Annotated in this window: 16 protein-coding genes and 1 pseudogene; 6 read left to right on the forward strand and 11 right to left on the reverse strand. The window is 60.6% G+C overall.

Going from position 1 to position 13,932, the window contains the following annotated elements; translation table 11 throughout:
* The first annotated feature begins 314 nt into the window (after nucleotides 1-314).
* From KUO17_RS24315 to KUO17_RS24325, 3 genes are all read left to right on the forward strand, one after another.
* Nucleotides 315-611: a DUF3077 domain-containing protein gene (locus KUO17_RS24315; RefSeq protein WP_425274894.1), complete on the forward strand. Its 297-nt coding sequence runs from the start codon at nucleotides 315-317 to the stop codon at nucleotides 609-611.
* A gap of 500 nt (nucleotides 612-1,111) precedes the next feature.
* A complete protein-coding gene (locus tag KUO17_RS24320) occupies nucleotides 1,112-1,366 on the forward strand; it encodes a type II toxin-antitoxin system RelE family toxin (RefSeq protein ID WP_163941812.1) in 255 nt (84 codons plus the stop codon).
* The gene (locus tag KUO17_RS24325; RefSeq protein WP_217978119.1) at nucleotides 1,350-1,676 is read left to right on the forward strand and encodes a helix-turn-helix domain-containing protein; all 327 of its coding nucleotides are present in this window, start codon (nucleotides 1,350-1,352) and stop codon (nucleotides 1,674-1,676) included. Before KUO17_RS24320 ends, KUO17_RS24325 begins: the two co-directional genes overlap by 17 nt.
* A 99-nt stretch (nucleotides 1,677-1,775) precedes the next feature.
* Here the strand turns inward: KUO17_RS24325 and KUO17_RS24330 are convergent, their stop codons facing one another.
* Together KUO17_RS24330 and KUO17_RS24335 are read right to left on the reverse strand one after the other, a co-directional pair.
* On the reverse strand, nucleotides 1,776-2,087 hold the full coding sequence (locus KUO17_RS24330) for a DUF3077 domain-containing protein (protein ID WP_217978120.1): 312 nt from the start codon (nucleotides 2,085-2,087) through the stop codon (nucleotides 1,776-1,778).
* 741 nt (nucleotides 2,088-2,828) lie between these two features.
* Complete coding sequence (locus KUO17_RS24335; protein ID WP_217978121.1) at nucleotides 2,829-3,101, reverse strand: type II toxin-antitoxin system Phd/YefM family antitoxin; 273 nt, start codon at nucleotides 3,099-3,101, stop codon at nucleotides 2,829-2,831.
* Nucleotides 3,102-3,295: 194 nt separating this feature from the next.
* Between KUO17_RS24335 and KUO17_RS24340 the strand changes: the two genes are divergently transcribed.
* Nucleotides 3,296-3,583: a HigA family addiction module antitoxin gene (locus KUO17_RS24340; protein ID WP_217978122.1), complete on the forward strand. Its 288-nt coding sequence runs from the start codon at nucleotides 3,296-3,298 to the stop codon at nucleotides 3,581-3,583.
* A gap of 37 nt (nucleotides 3,584-3,620) precedes the next feature.
* Here KUO17_RS24340 and KUO17_RS24345 read toward each other — a convergent pair whose 3' ends face one another.
* Entirely contained in the window at nucleotides 3,621-3,932 is a 312-nt protein-coding gene (locus KUO17_RS24345) for a DUF3077 domain-containing protein (RefSeq protein ID WP_217978123.1), read from the reverse strand.
* A 452-nt stretch (nucleotides 3,933-4,384) separates the two neighbouring features.
* Nucleotides 4,385-5,212 carry a DUF2314 domain-containing protein gene (locus KUO17_RS24350; RefSeq protein ID WP_217978124.1) on the reverse strand — a complete coding sequence of 276 codons (828 nt, stop codon included), beginning with the start codon at nucleotides 5,210-5,212 and terminating at the stop codon, nucleotides 4,385-4,387.
* A 180-nt stretch (nucleotides 5,213-5,392) separates the two neighbouring features.
* Between KUO17_RS24350 and KUO17_RS24355 the strand changes: the two genes are divergently transcribed.
* Entirely contained in the window at nucleotides 5,393-5,890 is a 498-nt protein-coding gene (locus tag KUO17_RS24355; protein ID WP_217978125.1) for an SMI1/KNR4 family protein, read from the forward strand.
* Nucleotides 5,891-6,007: 117 nt separating this feature from the next.
* On the opposite strand, the pseudogene KUO17_RS24360 reads toward KUO17_RS24355, so the two are convergent.
* The 7 genes and pseudogenes from KUO17_RS24360 to KUO17_RS24390 all read right to left on the reverse strand — a co-directional run bounded on the left by KUO17_RS24360 (nucleotide 6,008) and on the right by KUO17_RS24390 (nucleotide 12,026).
* Nucleotides 6,008-6,297, reverse strand: a pseudogene (locus tag KUO17_RS24360) (type II toxin-antitoxin system RelE family toxin).
* Nucleotides 6,287-6,526 (reverse strand): type II toxin-antitoxin system RelB/DinJ family antitoxin, encoded by a 240-nt coding sequence (locus tag KUO17_RS24365; RefSeq protein ID WP_217978126.1) that lies wholly within the window; start codon nucleotides 6,524-6,526, stop codon nucleotides 6,287-6,289. Before KUO17_RS24365 ends, KUO17_RS24360 begins: the two are co-directional and overlap by 11 nt.
* A 153-nt stretch (nucleotides 6,527-6,679) precedes the next feature.
* Nucleotides 6,680-7,564 carry a hypothetical protein gene (locus KUO17_RS24370; protein ID WP_217978127.1) on the reverse strand — a complete coding sequence of 295 codons (885 nt, stop codon included), beginning with the start codon at nucleotides 7,562-7,564 and terminating at the stop codon, nucleotides 6,680-6,682.
* Nucleotides 7,565-7,662: 98 nt separating this feature from the next.
* Nucleotides 7,663-10,068, reverse strand: a complete 2,406-nt coding sequence (locus tag KUO17_RS24375) for a TonB-dependent siderophore receptor (protein WP_217978128.1) — start codon at nucleotides 10,066-10,068, stop codon at nucleotides 7,663-7,665.
* A 108-nt stretch (nucleotides 10,069-10,176) separates the two neighbouring features.
* Entirely contained in the window at nucleotides 10,177-11,130 is a 954-nt protein-coding gene (locus tag KUO17_RS24380) for a FecR domain-containing protein (RefSeq protein WP_217978129.1), read from the reverse strand.
* On the reverse strand, nucleotides 11,127-11,645 hold the full coding sequence (locus KUO17_RS24385) for a sigma-70 family RNA polymerase sigma factor (protein ID WP_217978130.1): 519 nt from the start codon (nucleotides 11,643-11,645) through the stop codon (nucleotides 11,127-11,129). Before KUO17_RS24385 ends, KUO17_RS24380 begins: the two co-directional genes overlap by 4 nt.
* Before the next feature lie 87 nt (nucleotides 11,646-11,732).
* Entirely contained in the window at nucleotides 11,733-12,026 is a 294-nt protein-coding gene (locus KUO17_RS24390; RefSeq protein WP_217978131.1) for a hypothetical protein, read from the reverse strand.
* Nucleotides 12,027-12,435: 409 nt separating this feature from the next.
* Between KUO17_RS24390 and KUO17_RS24395 the strand changes: the two genes are divergently transcribed.
* Nucleotides 12,436-13,818 carry an NAD(P)-binding domain-containing protein gene (locus tag KUO17_RS24395; RefSeq protein ID WP_217978132.1) on the forward strand — a complete coding sequence of 461 codons (1,383 nt, stop codon included), beginning with the start codon at nucleotides 12,436-12,438 and terminating at the stop codon, nucleotides 13,816-13,818.
* The last annotated feature ends 114 nt before the right edge of the window (nucleotides 13,819-13,932 follow it).

The following is a 13,932-nucleotide window of genomic DNA, read 5'->3' on the forward strand; positions in this document are numbered from 1 at the left end:
TTTTTGAGACAGGACACTAGCCCCGCAGAAACATACCGTTCGTCTGGTGCCGCACCATATAAAACGAAGCCCTCGCAGAAATGCGGGGGCTTTGTTGTTTCTGGACGCTAAAAGCGAGTGGCAAGCTGCGCCCATCCGCTTACATTCCTTTACAGCTTTAGTCCACCAGCGGTTGCCCTCACTCACCCTCGCAGCTAACCTCCCTCAGTCGCTGCATAACCAGCGACCGGGCGTAGGAACCCGAATCAGTCAAGGTGCGACAGCGCCTACCAACTCGTGCAGGCGCTCCTTTTGTGTAGTCAAGGAGCTCGACAATGCAGACTTGCACCCACACCTCATCAGAGGTGTACATGCCTGACCTTCATACCCTCACCACCCCAGGCCTGACGGTCTTTTCCGTTCAGGGCGAGCAGGCGTTGTTTCGGGTTAACGCCGGAGTACCGATCAGTGAGGCACTGACCCACGTTTCGGACCTATTGCACCTCGCCAAGCGACTGGCCGAGGATGCCACGCAAGAGCGCGGCTCGGACCGGCATGCCTGGGCTTCGCATTACTTGCAGGAGATGAGTAAGGCGGTGGTGGACGACGTGATAGTCGCGTTGAATGCCTAGGGCTGGCCGTAAGCATGAGACCCAACCGGCAGAAGCACTTCACTCGCTTGAAAGCAAAACGTAGCGCAACCGAGTAGGCGCTTGGTCTTCATATCTGAGTGATCCGTCCGTGCAGGTCCGTCCAAGTGGGGGTCCAAAGCCACTTCGCGTGGATGGACCTCATTCGAAAAGCTAAAACCCACGCAACTGGCTGTGAAAATCACTGATTTGCACATGTGGATAACTCCATGTGATGGATACCTGTTTTTACCATTGCGCCACAGGAAAGCTCGTTTCCATTTCCTCGGGTACACCTTGAAATGACTTCCCTGGGCTGACACAGGGGCGGGGGAACCCACTTCTACCGAAAGGTGATGAAATGGGCGCTGCGTCGTTTTCCGGAAGGTATCACTGCCGAATATGCGTGAACCGAAGGCGCCACAAAGCACCTGTCGGCATCCCATGGCCGACTTGAAAAGACTTATAAAATACTTATAATCACCGATCAAGGCAGGCCAGGCATGAACACGATCAATTGGTCGCGCAAGGCAGTCAAACAGCTCAGGAAAATCAACAAGGCCGATCAGCAAAAGCTCTACGATGCCGCCCAAGCACTGGCCCACATGCCTAACGTTCAGAACATCAAGGCACTGATCAATCATCAGTCCGGTTACAGGCTTCGAGTCGGAAACTACCGCATCCTGTTCGATTGGGACGGTGGTGTAAAAATCGTCAACATCGAGGAGGTCAAGAAGCGCGATGAGCACACCTACTAACGTACAGATCATCAACGGCGCGGATGGCCGCCCAGCCTTCGTCGTGCTGCCTTATGCCGACTACATTGCCAGTCGTCCCAAGGAAGATCTGATACCCAACGAGGTCGTTGGGTACATGGTGAAAGATGGCCTGACCGCCATCGCTGCTTGGCGCAGGCACCTGGATCTGACTCAAGCCGAGATGGCCAAGCGACTCGGCATCTCACAATCAGCGTATGCCCAACAGGAGGCCGCTGAACGGCCACGCAAGGCTACGCGTGAGAAAATTGCGGCTGCGCTGGGGATTCCCGCCCAGTCGCTAGACCTGTAGCGCGGCGACGCTTGGCACATCTCGAGCAGCCAACCATGGGGCACTTTGCGTCTATCACTTCGGTGACAGGAGCCGACACCGCCAGCCCCTGCCCGCCCCTTACGCGATGAGCGTCGCGCTGTTCTCCATGCCATCGATCACCGCATCCACCAGCCATTTGGCCATCTCCGCCGAATGCAGCGAGGCCCACAACAGGTCTTTCCGGACCTGATCACCAGGCCCTGAACACGCTTGTTGAACGGTGTCATGGATACCAGCGAGCAATAGCGATGCATGCACGAGCGCGTCACGCGCATCGATACCCGCACGGCCTGTGAAAGGTGGGGGACGGCCGTTGTCGCTGGTACCGCAGGATTGGCTGGCAGTCTTGCCGAACAGAAGGGTCGGGGGATCTGGAACTAGCTTGTTCATGGTGAGTGTCTCCTGAGAATGGAGCTGTCACCGCTTGCGACCAAACAAGTTGGGTGGCAGCTGTACGCAGGTTGGTCGACCAGGACAAGAGACAAACCCGGCAGGCACAAGGCCTCCCGCGCACAGCCGCCATGAAGGTATTCATGAGCGCTGCTTGTAACTTGTAACGGGCGACCAAACCCGATCGCTGATGAGCAGCGACCGCCAGAGCCTAACTGCCCCACCCTCACACCAGCAAGGCGCACCGTCCAAGCAAAATCAGTCGGCATATTACAGTCCTACAGACGTGTCTGCCCACGGGTGTGCACAAACCGTCTTGCGACGCACCGGCGGGCCTCTTCGCCGGTAAAGCCGGCTCCTACTGACTCGGATGAACGGTCGCCAACTGTCTTGCAGGAGCAGACCAAGAGCCTGCGCAAAGCGAGGCCAGACGAGTCAGCACTTGCAATCAGCCAGGACCTGGCAAAACGCCGGCAACAAGGCTGCGCACACGACATGGCGCTACTACTCAGTCGTCATAGTGAAAGCGGCACTGCAGGATGGTGAGAACGTTGGCCTCGAAGAAGTAGACCAAGCAGGGCTTCTGGCTTGCCAGTTCCGCTGAAAGAAGTGTGGCGGCACAGAGAGACCAGCGAGTTGAAACTGTTAAAAATTCAGGCATCAACATGCTGCCGGTGGCAGTCGTCTTCCCATACTGCGTCCGTAAACCTCCTCCCTGCAATGGTACGGGGGTGATCTTCGTTATTCCGTTTGGCCTTGTTCATCTGTTGTCAATTCCCCGGTTACGGCTTTGCCGGCTTGGAGCTGAGCAATGGATGAGTGCAGGCGTGAGGCGTTCGTTGACGAGGCAAGCAGGTACAAGGTCTCGTTGATACCGTTGTAATCCTCAAGAGAGCGCATCACGACGGGTTCACCACGCTGGCGCGGAATCATAGCGGGCTCATGATCCCGACAAACATCGCCCATTGCCTGATTCAGATCGGCCCGAGCCTGGCGAAAAGTGAGTACACGCATTTCAGTAATCCTCGCGGGCAAAGCCCAGGTTGAAAGGCTCGTCCAAACGCGAACCTTTTTTCGTTTGTGCCCTGATGTTGCGGGCAGGTTGTAGACCGTGAGGCAATACGTCACGATTTATCAATGATAAAGAGCTTTCAGCACAAAGGCCTCAAGGCGCTTTACGAAACCGATTCGGTTCGAGGGATTCCCGTATGACCATGTTCAACCCCCCGCACCCCGGCGAAACCTTGCGCGAGGACGTGCTGCCCGCCCTCGACATCAAAGTGGCCGAGTTTGCACGCCGTCTGGGCTACGCAAGAGAAACTCTGTCTCGCATCCTGCACGGCCATGCACCTGTTAGCCCAGACCTGGCCGTTCGGCTGGAGCGTGCCGGCATCGGCAAGGCCAGAACCTGGCTGGCCATTCAGGCTGACTGGGACCTCTGGCAGGCAGAGCATCGCGAACAGCCCGCCATCGAACGCTTTGCGTCTATCGATTAGGGGACAGGAGCCGACACCGCCAGCCCCTGCCCGCCCCTTACGCGATGAGCGTCGCGCTGTTCTCCATGCCATCGATCACCGCATCCACCAGCCATTTGGCCATGTCCGCCGAATGCAACGAGGCCCACAACAGGTCTTTCCTGACCTGATCGCCAGGCCCTGAACACGCTTGCTGAACGGTGTCATGAATGCCGGCGAGCAACAGCGATGCATGCACGAGCGCGTCACGCGCATCGATACCCGCGCGCCCTGTGAAAGGTGGGGGACGGCCGTTGTCGCTGGTGCCGCAGGATTGGGTGGCAGTCTTGCCGAACAGAGGGGTCGGGGGATCTGGAACTGGCTTGTTCATGGTGATCGTCCGTTTCGATGGGATAAAACTACCACCGCCTGCGACCAAGCAAGTTGGGTGGCAGCTGTACGCGAGTTGGTCGACCGAGACGAAACGACAAAACCCGGCAGGCACGAAGCCTCCCGCGCACAGCTGCCATAAAACGAAGAAGCCAACACATGTCTGTCAGCATTCGTAGAGGTGCTGTAACGTCATTTCGTGTAAACGGGCGACCAAGCCCGATCGCTGACTCTCAGCGACCGCCAGAGCCTAACTGCCCACCCTCACCCCAGCAAGGCGCACCGTCCACACAAAATCAGTCCGCATATTACAGTCCTACAGACGCATCTGCCCAAGGGTGAATGCAAACTGTCTCGCGGTGCGCTGGCAGGCCTCTTCGCCGGTAAATCCGGCTCCTACAACGGATCACGACGTATGTAGGAACCCGCCTTACTGGCGAATGGCGTGCCTTGTTAGTGGGAGCTCTTCCCTTCAAGCAACGCCAGAATCCGCGGCCAGCCGGCAATACGTGCCAAATCCAATGAGGTCTGGCCGTTCCCGTTGGCTGCCAACGGATCCGCGCCGTGGCGCAACAGCGCATCCACCACCGTGTAATTGCCGGCCAGCACCTCGCGGTGCAGCATCAACCACCCCTCGTCATCCGGCTCGCGGACCACCTGCGGCTGTGCGCTCACCCCTTCCTCGATCTTGTCGCGCATGTTCAAGGCCATCGGGTGCTCGGTACACTCCAGCACCGCCAGCGTCTGCTGGTCTTCAGCAGTGCCCAACGTACGGGACAGCAGCCAGGGCTGTTGACCTTCTGCCGCCGGGACCACTTCGACGAAACCCGGCTCACCGAAGTCCAGGCCCCAGGCCTCGTCGTGCTCCTGGCGCTCATCGTCGGCCATGTCGGCGCGTATCGCATCGACCGTGAAGCCACCGTATACATGGCCCTGGCGCACGTACATCCAGTCGTTCAGCAAGGACAACGGCAGCGTCACAGGCTCCCACGCCTTGAACGAGGTCGCCCAGCTTGGCTCATTCATCAGCACGCCAGTGATGGAGTGCCCGTCGAACTCGATGTCACTCACCCACATGTTCTCGACGCCGGGTACCGCGGGGTCGTCGCTCTCGATGGGGAAAGACATCTTGACCGCCGCCATGTCCAGGCCCTTGACGATCCTGCGTGCCTCCCACGACAACTCCCGCCAGAAATACTTGAACGTCGCCTGGGCACCGGCCACGGCGGCCTTGAACGCGTCGCTCTCGCCTTCAACGCTGTAGATGATCTGTTCGGTCATAGGTAAATCGTTCCATCGCTTGGTTTAATCGGATGCTCAAGCCAGAGCACGGGCAGCCCTGTGCTGCCACTCACAGAAGCACGCAGGATACGCTGCTCTGTCGTGCGTGGCAGCCTTGCCGCCAACCGCCCAGTACGCTAAAAACCTGCCCCAGGGAAATCACGCACAAGGACACGCCCCATGTTTGAACACATCACTGTCGCCGGCGGCCCGCTGGTGCTGTCCACCGACGCCGAGGTCGACCAGGCGCAAGCGGTGCTGGGCACTGGCTTGCCCACCGGTTACCGCGAATACGTCACGCAGTTTGGCGAAGGCATTCTGGGCGGCGTGTACGTGCGCATCTACCCGCCCCATCAACTGCTGCACGGCGAAAACAGCCAGGCGCAGTGGCTTGAGCGCATCAACCAGTACTGGTTCTGGGACGACGACAAGGACCTGATGCCCAAGGAAAAAGCCTTGCAGTGCATCATCATCGGCGACACCTACGACGGCGACGAACTCATCATTCACCCCAGCGACCCGGAGCGCATCTATGTGCTGCCGCGCCACAGCGAAGCGGCACTTGTGGCAGGCAACGGATTGGTGGAAGCCATCGAATGGCTGTGCAGTTCGAATGTGCTGACAGAGGCGTTTAGCGAGCGCAACTTCGAACCGTTCGACAGCCGCGTGCAGCAATGACATAGAGCCGCTCCGGGTTCCTTGCAGCCGCCGCATTGCGGTTACTGCAAGCACCAAAAGGAGCGACACCGCCGCCACCATTGGGTAGCGAACCCTATCGCCCCTTGATGGAACAGTTCAATCCCGCAACCGCTCTACCGCCTTTCGATAAACTTGCTCACGCTCGCGCTTATCCACGGCAACCACAAAAACCACCACCTCCAGATCAATCACTTGATAAACCAACCGATGCCCACTGGCGCGCAGCTTGATCTTGTAACAGTCAGGGAAATTACGTAGTCGGTTTGCCCAACTCGCGGGTTCAGCAAAACCTCAGCAAGCTTTTTCTTGAGCTGCTGGCGAACCGTGTCGCCTAGCTTTTGCCATTCCTTAAGCGCTCGCGCATCAAATTCAAGGCTACAGGTCATCCAACGAAACCTTTACCCGCTGAGGCGCAGCAAGCCGCTCACGCACCGTTGCAAGCAAAGCTTCATCCTCTTCGGTCATCAGCACCGGCTTGAAGGGAAGCTGCCCCCGCTCCGCCACATACTGCAACGCTTGGCGCATCAGTTCGGAAGGCGTGACACCCAGTTTTTCAAGTTCGCGGTAGGCCCGCGTCTTGAGGTCATCGTCGATACGCACATTGATGGACGCCATGGTTCTGACCTGCATGTAATGACATTGGTCTTTACGCTGACTGAGAAAAACCACTTTAGCAAGTGCGCAGACTAGTCCGCCGACAGGCTGCAGGTGCTTTGCAAACCAGACCCGATCTCTGACAGCTCCCACAAGAGGTGTCAGCCCCGCTACCTACGCAACATGCTCACGCGGCTCTGCCTGCGCGTCCATCAGCGCATCGAGTGTCGTGAGGAACAGGTCGTGGCTCAGAATACCGGTGGCCATCGTCGAAAATGCCACCTTGCCAGCCTCGTCCTTGATAACGACCTTTTCCGTCCAGGCGCTGAGGTCCACCGTGCGCAACGTCGACATTGCCAGCGTGCGCCCCTGAACCTGCAGCGCATCGCGGGTCACGACAATCGGCGCCGTAGTGATCTGGAGGAAGTTGCCGGTGACATACTTTCTCCACGCCTGGCTTGAACTGATGTAGTTGAACGTCACTGCCCCGCCCGACGCCAGCGTATCCAGTACCACCGGCAAGCGCGCGCGCACGTGCAGCTCACGCACCAGCGCCTCAAAGTCATAAAACTCCTTCAGCGCCTCTATCACACGGTGAAACGGCTCTGCAGCATTGCGACGATAGGCCAGGTTGGTGATCAGGCCGGCCATGGAGTCTGGTCCGGAGCCAAACAGGTACAGGTCTTCGATGTCCACAAACGGCGTGTACTCACGCAGGTTCCTGGTGATACGGGCGATGCCATGCTCATAGACTTCGTAGCTGTAACGGCGCAGCTTCTTTTGCCAGGCATAGATACCCAGCACGCCCAGCGCACACGCGGCCAGCATTGCGCTGGTGCCGTAGATGATGAAGCGGTCGCTCACGCCCCGGGAGGCATGGCGGCCCACGGCAGCCTCATTGCCCGGCAACAGAATCGCGCCCAGGTACAGGACAAACACGGAGAGGCACAGCAACACGGCGGCAAACACCATGCAGAAGATCAGCGTCCCCTTGCCATGGCGAAAGGTCGCGATCAGTTCTCCGGTGGTGGAGGGTGAAGCGGTGGAAGATGACTGCATGTCTGCTTGCGTCCTTGGTAAACAGGTAAAAGTGCACACCCCGCCAGTGGCGGGGCAAAGTGTGGCGATATGATATCACCCAATTCAAGCGCACCGACCTAGTAGCTGCCCCGCAGCGTCACGGTGAAGTTCTTCGGCTCGCCATAGAAGTTGCCGTAATCCGAATACCCCACGGTGGAGTAGTACTTCTTGTCGAACACGTTGTTCGCGTTCATCGCCACGCTCCAGTGCGCATTGACCTGGTACTCGGCAAAACCATTCCAGATGGCATACCCGGCCTGCTTGAAGTCGGTCGGTGCATAGCTGACAAAGGTTGCGCTCTGCGCCGTCACGCCACCGCCCACCTTGAAGTCCGACCAGCGGCCCGGCAGTTGATAAGAGGCAAACAACTTGGCCAGGTGCTTGGGCGTCAGCGTGTTGTAAGCGGTGCCACTGACCTTGTTCTCATTGTGGTTGTAGGTGTAGCCGAAGGTGCCGTTGAGCCGCGCCAGCAGCTCGCCGCTGATCTCGAAGTCCACCCCCTTGGACACCACCTGACCGTCATCGCGATAACAGCAACTGTTCACCACCACGCCGTCACGCACCGCTTCGCCGTCGCGCTTCACGTAGTACAGCGCCGTGTAGGTGTTGAACCTTCCGTCCATCAACTCGCCCTTCACCCCTACCTCATGGCTGACCCCGGTGATGGGTTCGAGCGGTGAACCCGGGCTTGGCGCCTTGCGATAGTTGGCCTGCGACTTGTAGATCTCCGACACGCTGGCGTAGGCAGTCCAGTCCGGCGTCAGGTCGTAGGTCAGGCCCACGAAGGGGGTGACGACGTCATTGTCCTCGTAAGGTGTGACAACAGTGGGGTTGCCAACGGTGGTCGTGGTGTAGCTGTACTTGTAGTTGCTGTAGCGCCCACCCAGGATAAAGTGCATCGGGTCGGTCAACTGCACCCGCCACGAAGCGTAAAGGCCGTTCTGCTCGACGTCGGTATGGTCGTTCAGGTACACCGAGGCGTTCTGCTTGTAGGAGGGAAAGTCATCCGGATCGAAGGCAAAGATATTGTCGATGGCATGGGCCACGCCATCGCGGCTCAGCTCGGTAGGGGCTGCAGACTTCTGCCAGCTCCAGCCCAGCAGCACATCATTGCGATGACCAAATACGTCACCGCCGCCCTTGATGTTCAGGTCAACCGACAGGTCCCGCTTCTGCGCCTTCGCACCCCACCAGCGCGAACTCACACCCGCCCCGGTCGCAGGGTCTACTTCACCTGCAAAGTTGTAGTAGCTGCGGTCGCTGGTGGTCTGTGCATACAGGGTGTCCAGCGTGGCGGACCAGTCCTCGTTGAGGGCGTGGTCAACGCGCAGGAAGTACGACTGGCCCACCCGGTTGAAGTAATCATGGGCGCCCGCAAGGTAGGTACTGCGCGGCAGCTTGAGGTCGTTGCCGTTGCTGAAGCGCGGCAGGCCGTAAGACTGGTCAGAGGCGTCCGCATGATCATTGGTCATGCCCACCAGCAAGGTGGTGTCGTCGCTCAGGTCGGCTTCCAGCACGCCATAGAACAGCTTGCGTTCAGAGTCGGCCTTGTCATAGAAGGCGTTCTTGTCCTGATAGACGATGACCGAGCGCCCGCGAAGCTTGCCGTCAAAACCCAGGGGGCCGCTCACATCCAGTTCGGTGCGGTAGTTCTGCCAACTGCCGACGGAGCTGGTGATGCTGAACCTGGGGTCGGCCGTGGGGCGCTTGCGCACCAGGTTGATACTGCCGCCCGGCTCGCCATTGCCCGAGAACAACGCGTCCGAACCACGCAGCACCTCGACGCGGTCGAAGATCGCCATGTCCAGGTCGTTCCAGGCAAACGCCGCAGACGTCACCGGGGCACTGCCATCCACCCTGAAACTGGTCACTTCGAAACCCCGGGACAAGTAGCGGGATGCGCTCATCGACCCCTGGAACATGGTGATCCCGGTGGTCTGGTCCATCACATCCGACAAGGTCGTGAGGTTCTGGTCGTCCATGCGCTGGCGGGTGGTCACACTGACCGTCTGCGGGGTTTGCTTGAGCGACATCGGCGACTTGCCGAGGGTCGCCATCGACGTGGTGTAAGACCCGGTGTCCTCGGTGGTCACGCTGGAGGTCAGCCCGGTAATGCTGGTCGCCTCCAGTTGCAGCGTGTCCGCGTCGCCCACCCGGGCCATCAGCAGGTACACGCCACTGGGCTGCCTGACTGCCTGCAGGCCACTGCCGGCGAGCAGCGCGGCAAAGCCGCTGTCGACGCTGTAGTGCCCTTGCAGGCCGGGCGACTGCTGCCCCTGGGTCAGCGCCGCATCGAACGACAGGGCAACCTCTGATGCCCCGGCAAAGTGCCCCAGGGTTTCGGTCAACGTACCCGGTGCGATGGCATAGGCACGGACCTGACTGGCGCTGTTTTCAGCCGCCATTGCGAGCGCCGGCCACGCGACGCCGACGCCCAGCGCCAGATGAATTGCCAACGCCAGGGCGGCGTGCGGTCGTTGCATGGGTATCATGTTTCCCTCCCCCGAGAACACTCAAATGAATCGATCTGAGAGAGGGTCGAGTGGGCGCAGGAAAAAGTGCAGCGTCGGCGTTTTTTATTCTCAATCACGTCAGGCGCGGGCGGTGACCGTCACCCAATAGCGGGTACGGCGCACCACCTGCACGGCAAACCCGCTCTGCAGCGCGGTCAGTGCCAGGTCGGTGTCGGTGATCGGAAACGCCCCCGAGACTTTCAAGCCGGCCACCTCTGGCTCGCAGCGCAAGAGGCCAGGGCGGTAGCGCGACAGTTCACGGATCAACTGGCCCAGGGGCATGTCGATGGCAATCAGGCTGCCGTTGCGCCACGCCGCCACACTGGCGTCATTGCGTTGCAGCGCGCCAGTGCCGGAGGCGCCGAAGGTCACCCGCTGACCCGCTTCCACCCGCAGCGACGGCAGGCCGCCAACCGTCAGCTGCACGGCTTTCTCCAGCACGGCGACTTCGCTGCCATCATCATCGGTGCGCACCGTGAAACGTGTACCCAGCGCAAGCACGCGGCCATCACGCGTGTCGATCATGAAGGGCCGTCGGGCAGGGTCGCTGCCGGTATTCACCAGCACCTGGCCACGGCGCAGCACCAGCAGGCGCTGGTGCCCGTCGTACTGCACATCCACGGCACTGTCGGTATCGAGCAGCAACTGGCTGCCATCAGCCAGCTCTATCGCACGGCGCTCGCCCACATCGCTCTGGTAGTCGGCAGTCCATTGGCGACGCTTGTCGCTGCGCCAGGTGAGTGTGCCAAGCCCGCCGCCGCCCACCAGCAAGGCCAGGCCATACACCACCTGGCGACGGGTCTTGCCGGCCCCCAGCAGGGTGGAGGACGCCAACCGCCCCGGCAGCCCGCCAAACGCCTCGGTCACCGCCTGCATGCGCTGCCAGGCCTGCCGATGCAGCTCGCTGGCGTCGTGCCAATGCTGCCATTGGGCCCGGTCGTGCTCGCTGGCGGTGCCCGACGACAAGCGGGCGAACCAGCGCGCGGCCTCGCGTACGGCCTCGCGTTGCGAGGGGCTGGGGGCCTGGCTCACGTGTCTGACTGCCACTGCATCAGGCAGCAATGCTCCATGGCCTTGGCCATGTCCTTGTTCACCGTGCGCAGCGAGATGCCCAGCTGTGCGGCGATCTGCGCATAGGTCAGCCCGTCCAGCTGCGACAGGATGAACACCTGCCGAACCCGCACGCCCAGCCCGGCCAGCATCTGGTCGACCTCCAGCAGCGCCTCGAACAGGATCGCCTGGGTCTCCAGGTCAGGTACTTCGGCAGCGGGCAGGTGGCCGAGGGTGTCCAGATACGCCTGCTCCAGCGAGCGCCGGCGAAACAGGTCGATCATCAGCCCCTTGGCCACGGTCGACAGGTACTGGCGGGGCTCGCGGATATCCAGCGCACTGCGCGCCTTCAGAATCTTGACGAAGGTCTCCTGGGCCAGGTCCGCGGCATCGCAATGGTTGTCGATGCGCCGGCGCAGCCAGTTGCGCAGCCAGGTGTTGTGCGCCGAGTACAGCTCACCGACGGCACTGTGCAGGGCAGAAGAGTCAGCCGTCATGGGAACGGTCTCAAATGGTAATGACTTGCATTATTGTTGATCTGCCTGGCGGGGACAAGCGCGAGTGAGCAGTAAACCGCCCCTTCGCTAACCGATGAAAGCCACCTGCAGGGGTGGCTTTGCGGCACAGTCGATGCGGGCCCGAATCCCTTCACCCGTGTGTTGCCCAGGATATTTGCGCAGCGTCAGCTCAACCAGCGTGTCGCTCACCCACACGGCACGGTCCATCGACCAGCGCGGGTCCTGGAAGGCAAACACGCACTGGCCTGACCGGGTGTCGATGATCTGTGGCGGGTACACCCACTGTGAAGGCCCGGCCTCCCAGGGTTCGGCGTCGATACGGTAGCGCCCGTCGGGGGAGACCGATTGAATTTCACTCATTGGCGTGTCCCTGAAAATCCGCTTTGAAATGCGCGCCAGCCAGGCGCCCCCAACCTTGCCATACCCACCCCCATCCGTTATAGATAAAAAAGAAACCACAACGAAAAGAGGCCATTGCAGCCCCCATGCACGAGATCACACGTATCTTTCGCCACTCAGGCCACCCTTTCGCGCCCCGCGCTTCTGGGTACGGCCCACACCTCAGCGCCACCTCCCCCCTCTCGACACTCTTCCACGTACTGTCGATCCCGCCAGGCAAGCTGTTGCTGGCCCAGATGCGCAAACGCCCCGTCCCTCCACCTGCACCGTAACGCCTGAAACCCGTCACCCAGCACCCTCGGCCATCTTGCCGTCCGGGGTTGGGGAGCCTTTGCCATTTTTTCAGCGTTCAACCGTTCAGGAATCACTCATGACTCTTCGTGTCGCCATCATCGGCGCCGGCCCCAGCGGCCTTGCGCAACTGCGAGCCTTCCAATCCGCCCACGCCAAGGGCGCGCCCATGCCCGAGATCGTCTGCTTCGAAAAGCAGGCCGACTGGGGTGGCATGTGGAACTACACCTGGCGTACCGGCCTGGACCAGCACGGCGAACCGGTACACGGCAGCATGTACCGCTACCTCTGGTCCAACGGCCCCAAGGAATGCCTGGAGTTCGCCGACTACAGTTTCGACGAACACTTCGGCCGGCCCATCTCGTCCTACCCGCCGCGTGAAGTGCTGTGGGACTACATTCAGGGTCGCGTGAAAAAGGCCGGCGTGCGCGACTACATCCGCTTCAACACTGCCGTGAAAAACGTCAGCTTCGATGAAAGCACCCGCACCTTCACCGTCAGCGCCTACGACTACAGCGCCGGGCAAGGCATCGAGCAGGTATTCGACTACGTGGTGGTCGCCAGCGGGCATTTCTCCACGCCGCATGTGCCGGAATTCGAAGGCTTCGAGCGCTTTGCCGGGCGTATCCTGCACGCCCACGACTTTCGCGAGGCCATGGAATTCAAGGGCCAGGACCTGCTGATCGTGGGCAGCAGCTACTCGGCCGAAGACATCGGCTCACAGTGCTACAAGTACGGCGCACGCTCGATCACCAGCGCCTACCGCACCCAGCCGATGGGCTACACATGGCCCAGGGGCTGGGAGGAGCGCCCGCAGCTGCTAAGGGTCGAGGGCGACCTGGCCTTCTTCGCCGACGGGTCGAGCAAGCGCGTGGACGCGATCATCCTGTGCACCGGCTACCAGCATCACTTCCCGTTCCTGCCGGATGAACTGACGCTCAAGACCGGCAATCGGCTGTGGCCCAGCGGGCTGTATCAAGGCGTGGTGTGGGAGCACAACCCGCAGCTGATCTACCTGGGCATGCAGGACCTGTGGTACAGCTTCAACCTGTTCGATGCGCAGGCGTGGTTTGCGCGCGACTACATGCTGGGTCGCATCAAGCTGCCGGCAAAAGCCCGGATGCAGGTCGACAGTGCGCGCTGGCGTGAAGCTGAAGAGCACCTGGAGACGACGGCCTCGATGTACGAATTCCAGGGCCGCTACATCAAGCACCTGATCGAGCAGACCGACTACCCGAGCTTCGACATCGACGCGGTGAACCGCATCTTCCTCAAATGGAAGCACGACAAGAAGCACGACATCATGGGCTATCGCGACAAGTCCTACCGCTCGGTGATCACCGGCACGGCGGCGGTGCCGCACCATACGCGGTGGCTGAAGGCGATGGACGATTCGCTGCAGGAGTACCTGCGCGAGACGGATGGCAAGAAAGGCGAAGTGAAGATTCTGCGCCAGCAGTAGGGGCCCCTTCGCTGGCAAGCCAGCCTCCACTAGGTGTTGTGACGCCACAAAACCTGTCGGGAGCTGGCTTGCCAGCGAAGCGTTTTACCGGGCTCGCCGCTGACTCCCGACCGC

The sequence above is a fragment of the Pseudomonas aegrilactucae genome (assembly GCF_019168305.1).
In the GTDB taxonomy this organism is placed as follows: Bacteria; Pseudomonadota; Gammaproteobacteria; order Pseudomonadales; family Pseudomonadaceae; genus Aquipseudomonas; species Aquipseudomonas aegrilactucae.

Excerpts from the sequence above, each read along its gene's own strand:
- KUO17_RS24315 (WP_425274894.1), top strand. The coding sequence starts at position 315 with ATGCAGACTTGCACCCACACCTCATCAGAGGTGTACATGCCTGACCTT.
- KUO17_RS24320 (WP_163941812.1), top strand. The coding sequence starts at position 1,112 with ATGAACACGATCAATTGGTCGCGCAAGGCAGTCAAACAGCTCAGGAAA.
- KUO17_RS24325 (WP_217978119.1), top strand. The coding sequence starts at position 1,350 with ATGAGCACACCTACTAACGTACAGATCATCAACGGCGCGGATGGCCGC.
- KUO17_RS24330 (WP_217978120.1), bottom strand. The coding sequence starts at position 2,087 with ATGAACAAGCTAGTTCCAGATCCCCCGACCCTTCTGTTCGGCAAGACT.
- KUO17_RS24335 (WP_217978121.1), bottom strand. The coding sequence starts at position 3,101 with ATGCGTGTACTCACTTTTCGCCAGGCTCGGGCCGATCTGAATCAGGCA.
- KUO17_RS24340 (WP_217978122.1), top strand. The coding sequence starts at position 3,296 with ATGACCATGTTCAACCCCCCGCACCCCGGCGAAACCTTGCGCGAGGAC.
- KUO17_RS24345 (WP_217978123.1), bottom strand. The coding sequence starts at position 3,932 with ATGAACAAGCCAGTTCCAGATCCCCCGACCCCTCTGTTCGGCAAGACT.
- KUO17_RS24350 (WP_217978124.1), bottom strand. The coding sequence starts at position 5,212 with ATGACCGAACAGATCATCTACAGCGTTGAAGGCGAGAGCGACGCGTTC.
- KUO17_RS24355 (WP_217978125.1), top strand. The coding sequence starts at position 5,393 with ATGTTTGAACACATCACTGTCGCCGGCGGCCCGCTGGTGCTGTCCACC.
- KUO17_RS24365 (WP_217978126.1), bottom strand. The coding sequence starts at position 6,526 with ATGGCGTCCATCAATGTGCGTATCGACGATGACCTCAAGACGCGGGCC.
- KUO17_RS24370 (WP_217978127.1), bottom strand. The coding sequence starts at position 7,564 with ATGCAGTCATCTTCCACCGCTTCACCCTCCACCACCGGAGAACTGATC.
- KUO17_RS24375 (WP_217978128.1), bottom strand. The coding sequence starts at position 10,068 with ATGCAACGACCGCACGCCGCCCTGGCGTTGGCAATTCATCTGGCGCTG.
- KUO17_RS24385 (WP_217978130.1), bottom strand. The coding sequence starts at position 11,645 with ATGACGGCTGACTCTTCTGCCCTGCACAGTGCCGTCGGTGAGCTGTAC.
- KUO17_RS24390 (WP_217978131.1), bottom strand. The coding sequence starts at position 12,026 with ATGAGTGAAATTCAATCGGTCTCCCCCGACGGGCGCTACCGTATCGAC.
- KUO17_RS24395 (WP_217978132.1), top strand. The coding sequence starts at position 12,436 with ATGACTCTTCGTGTCGCCATCATCGGCGCCGGCCCCAGCGGCCTTGCG.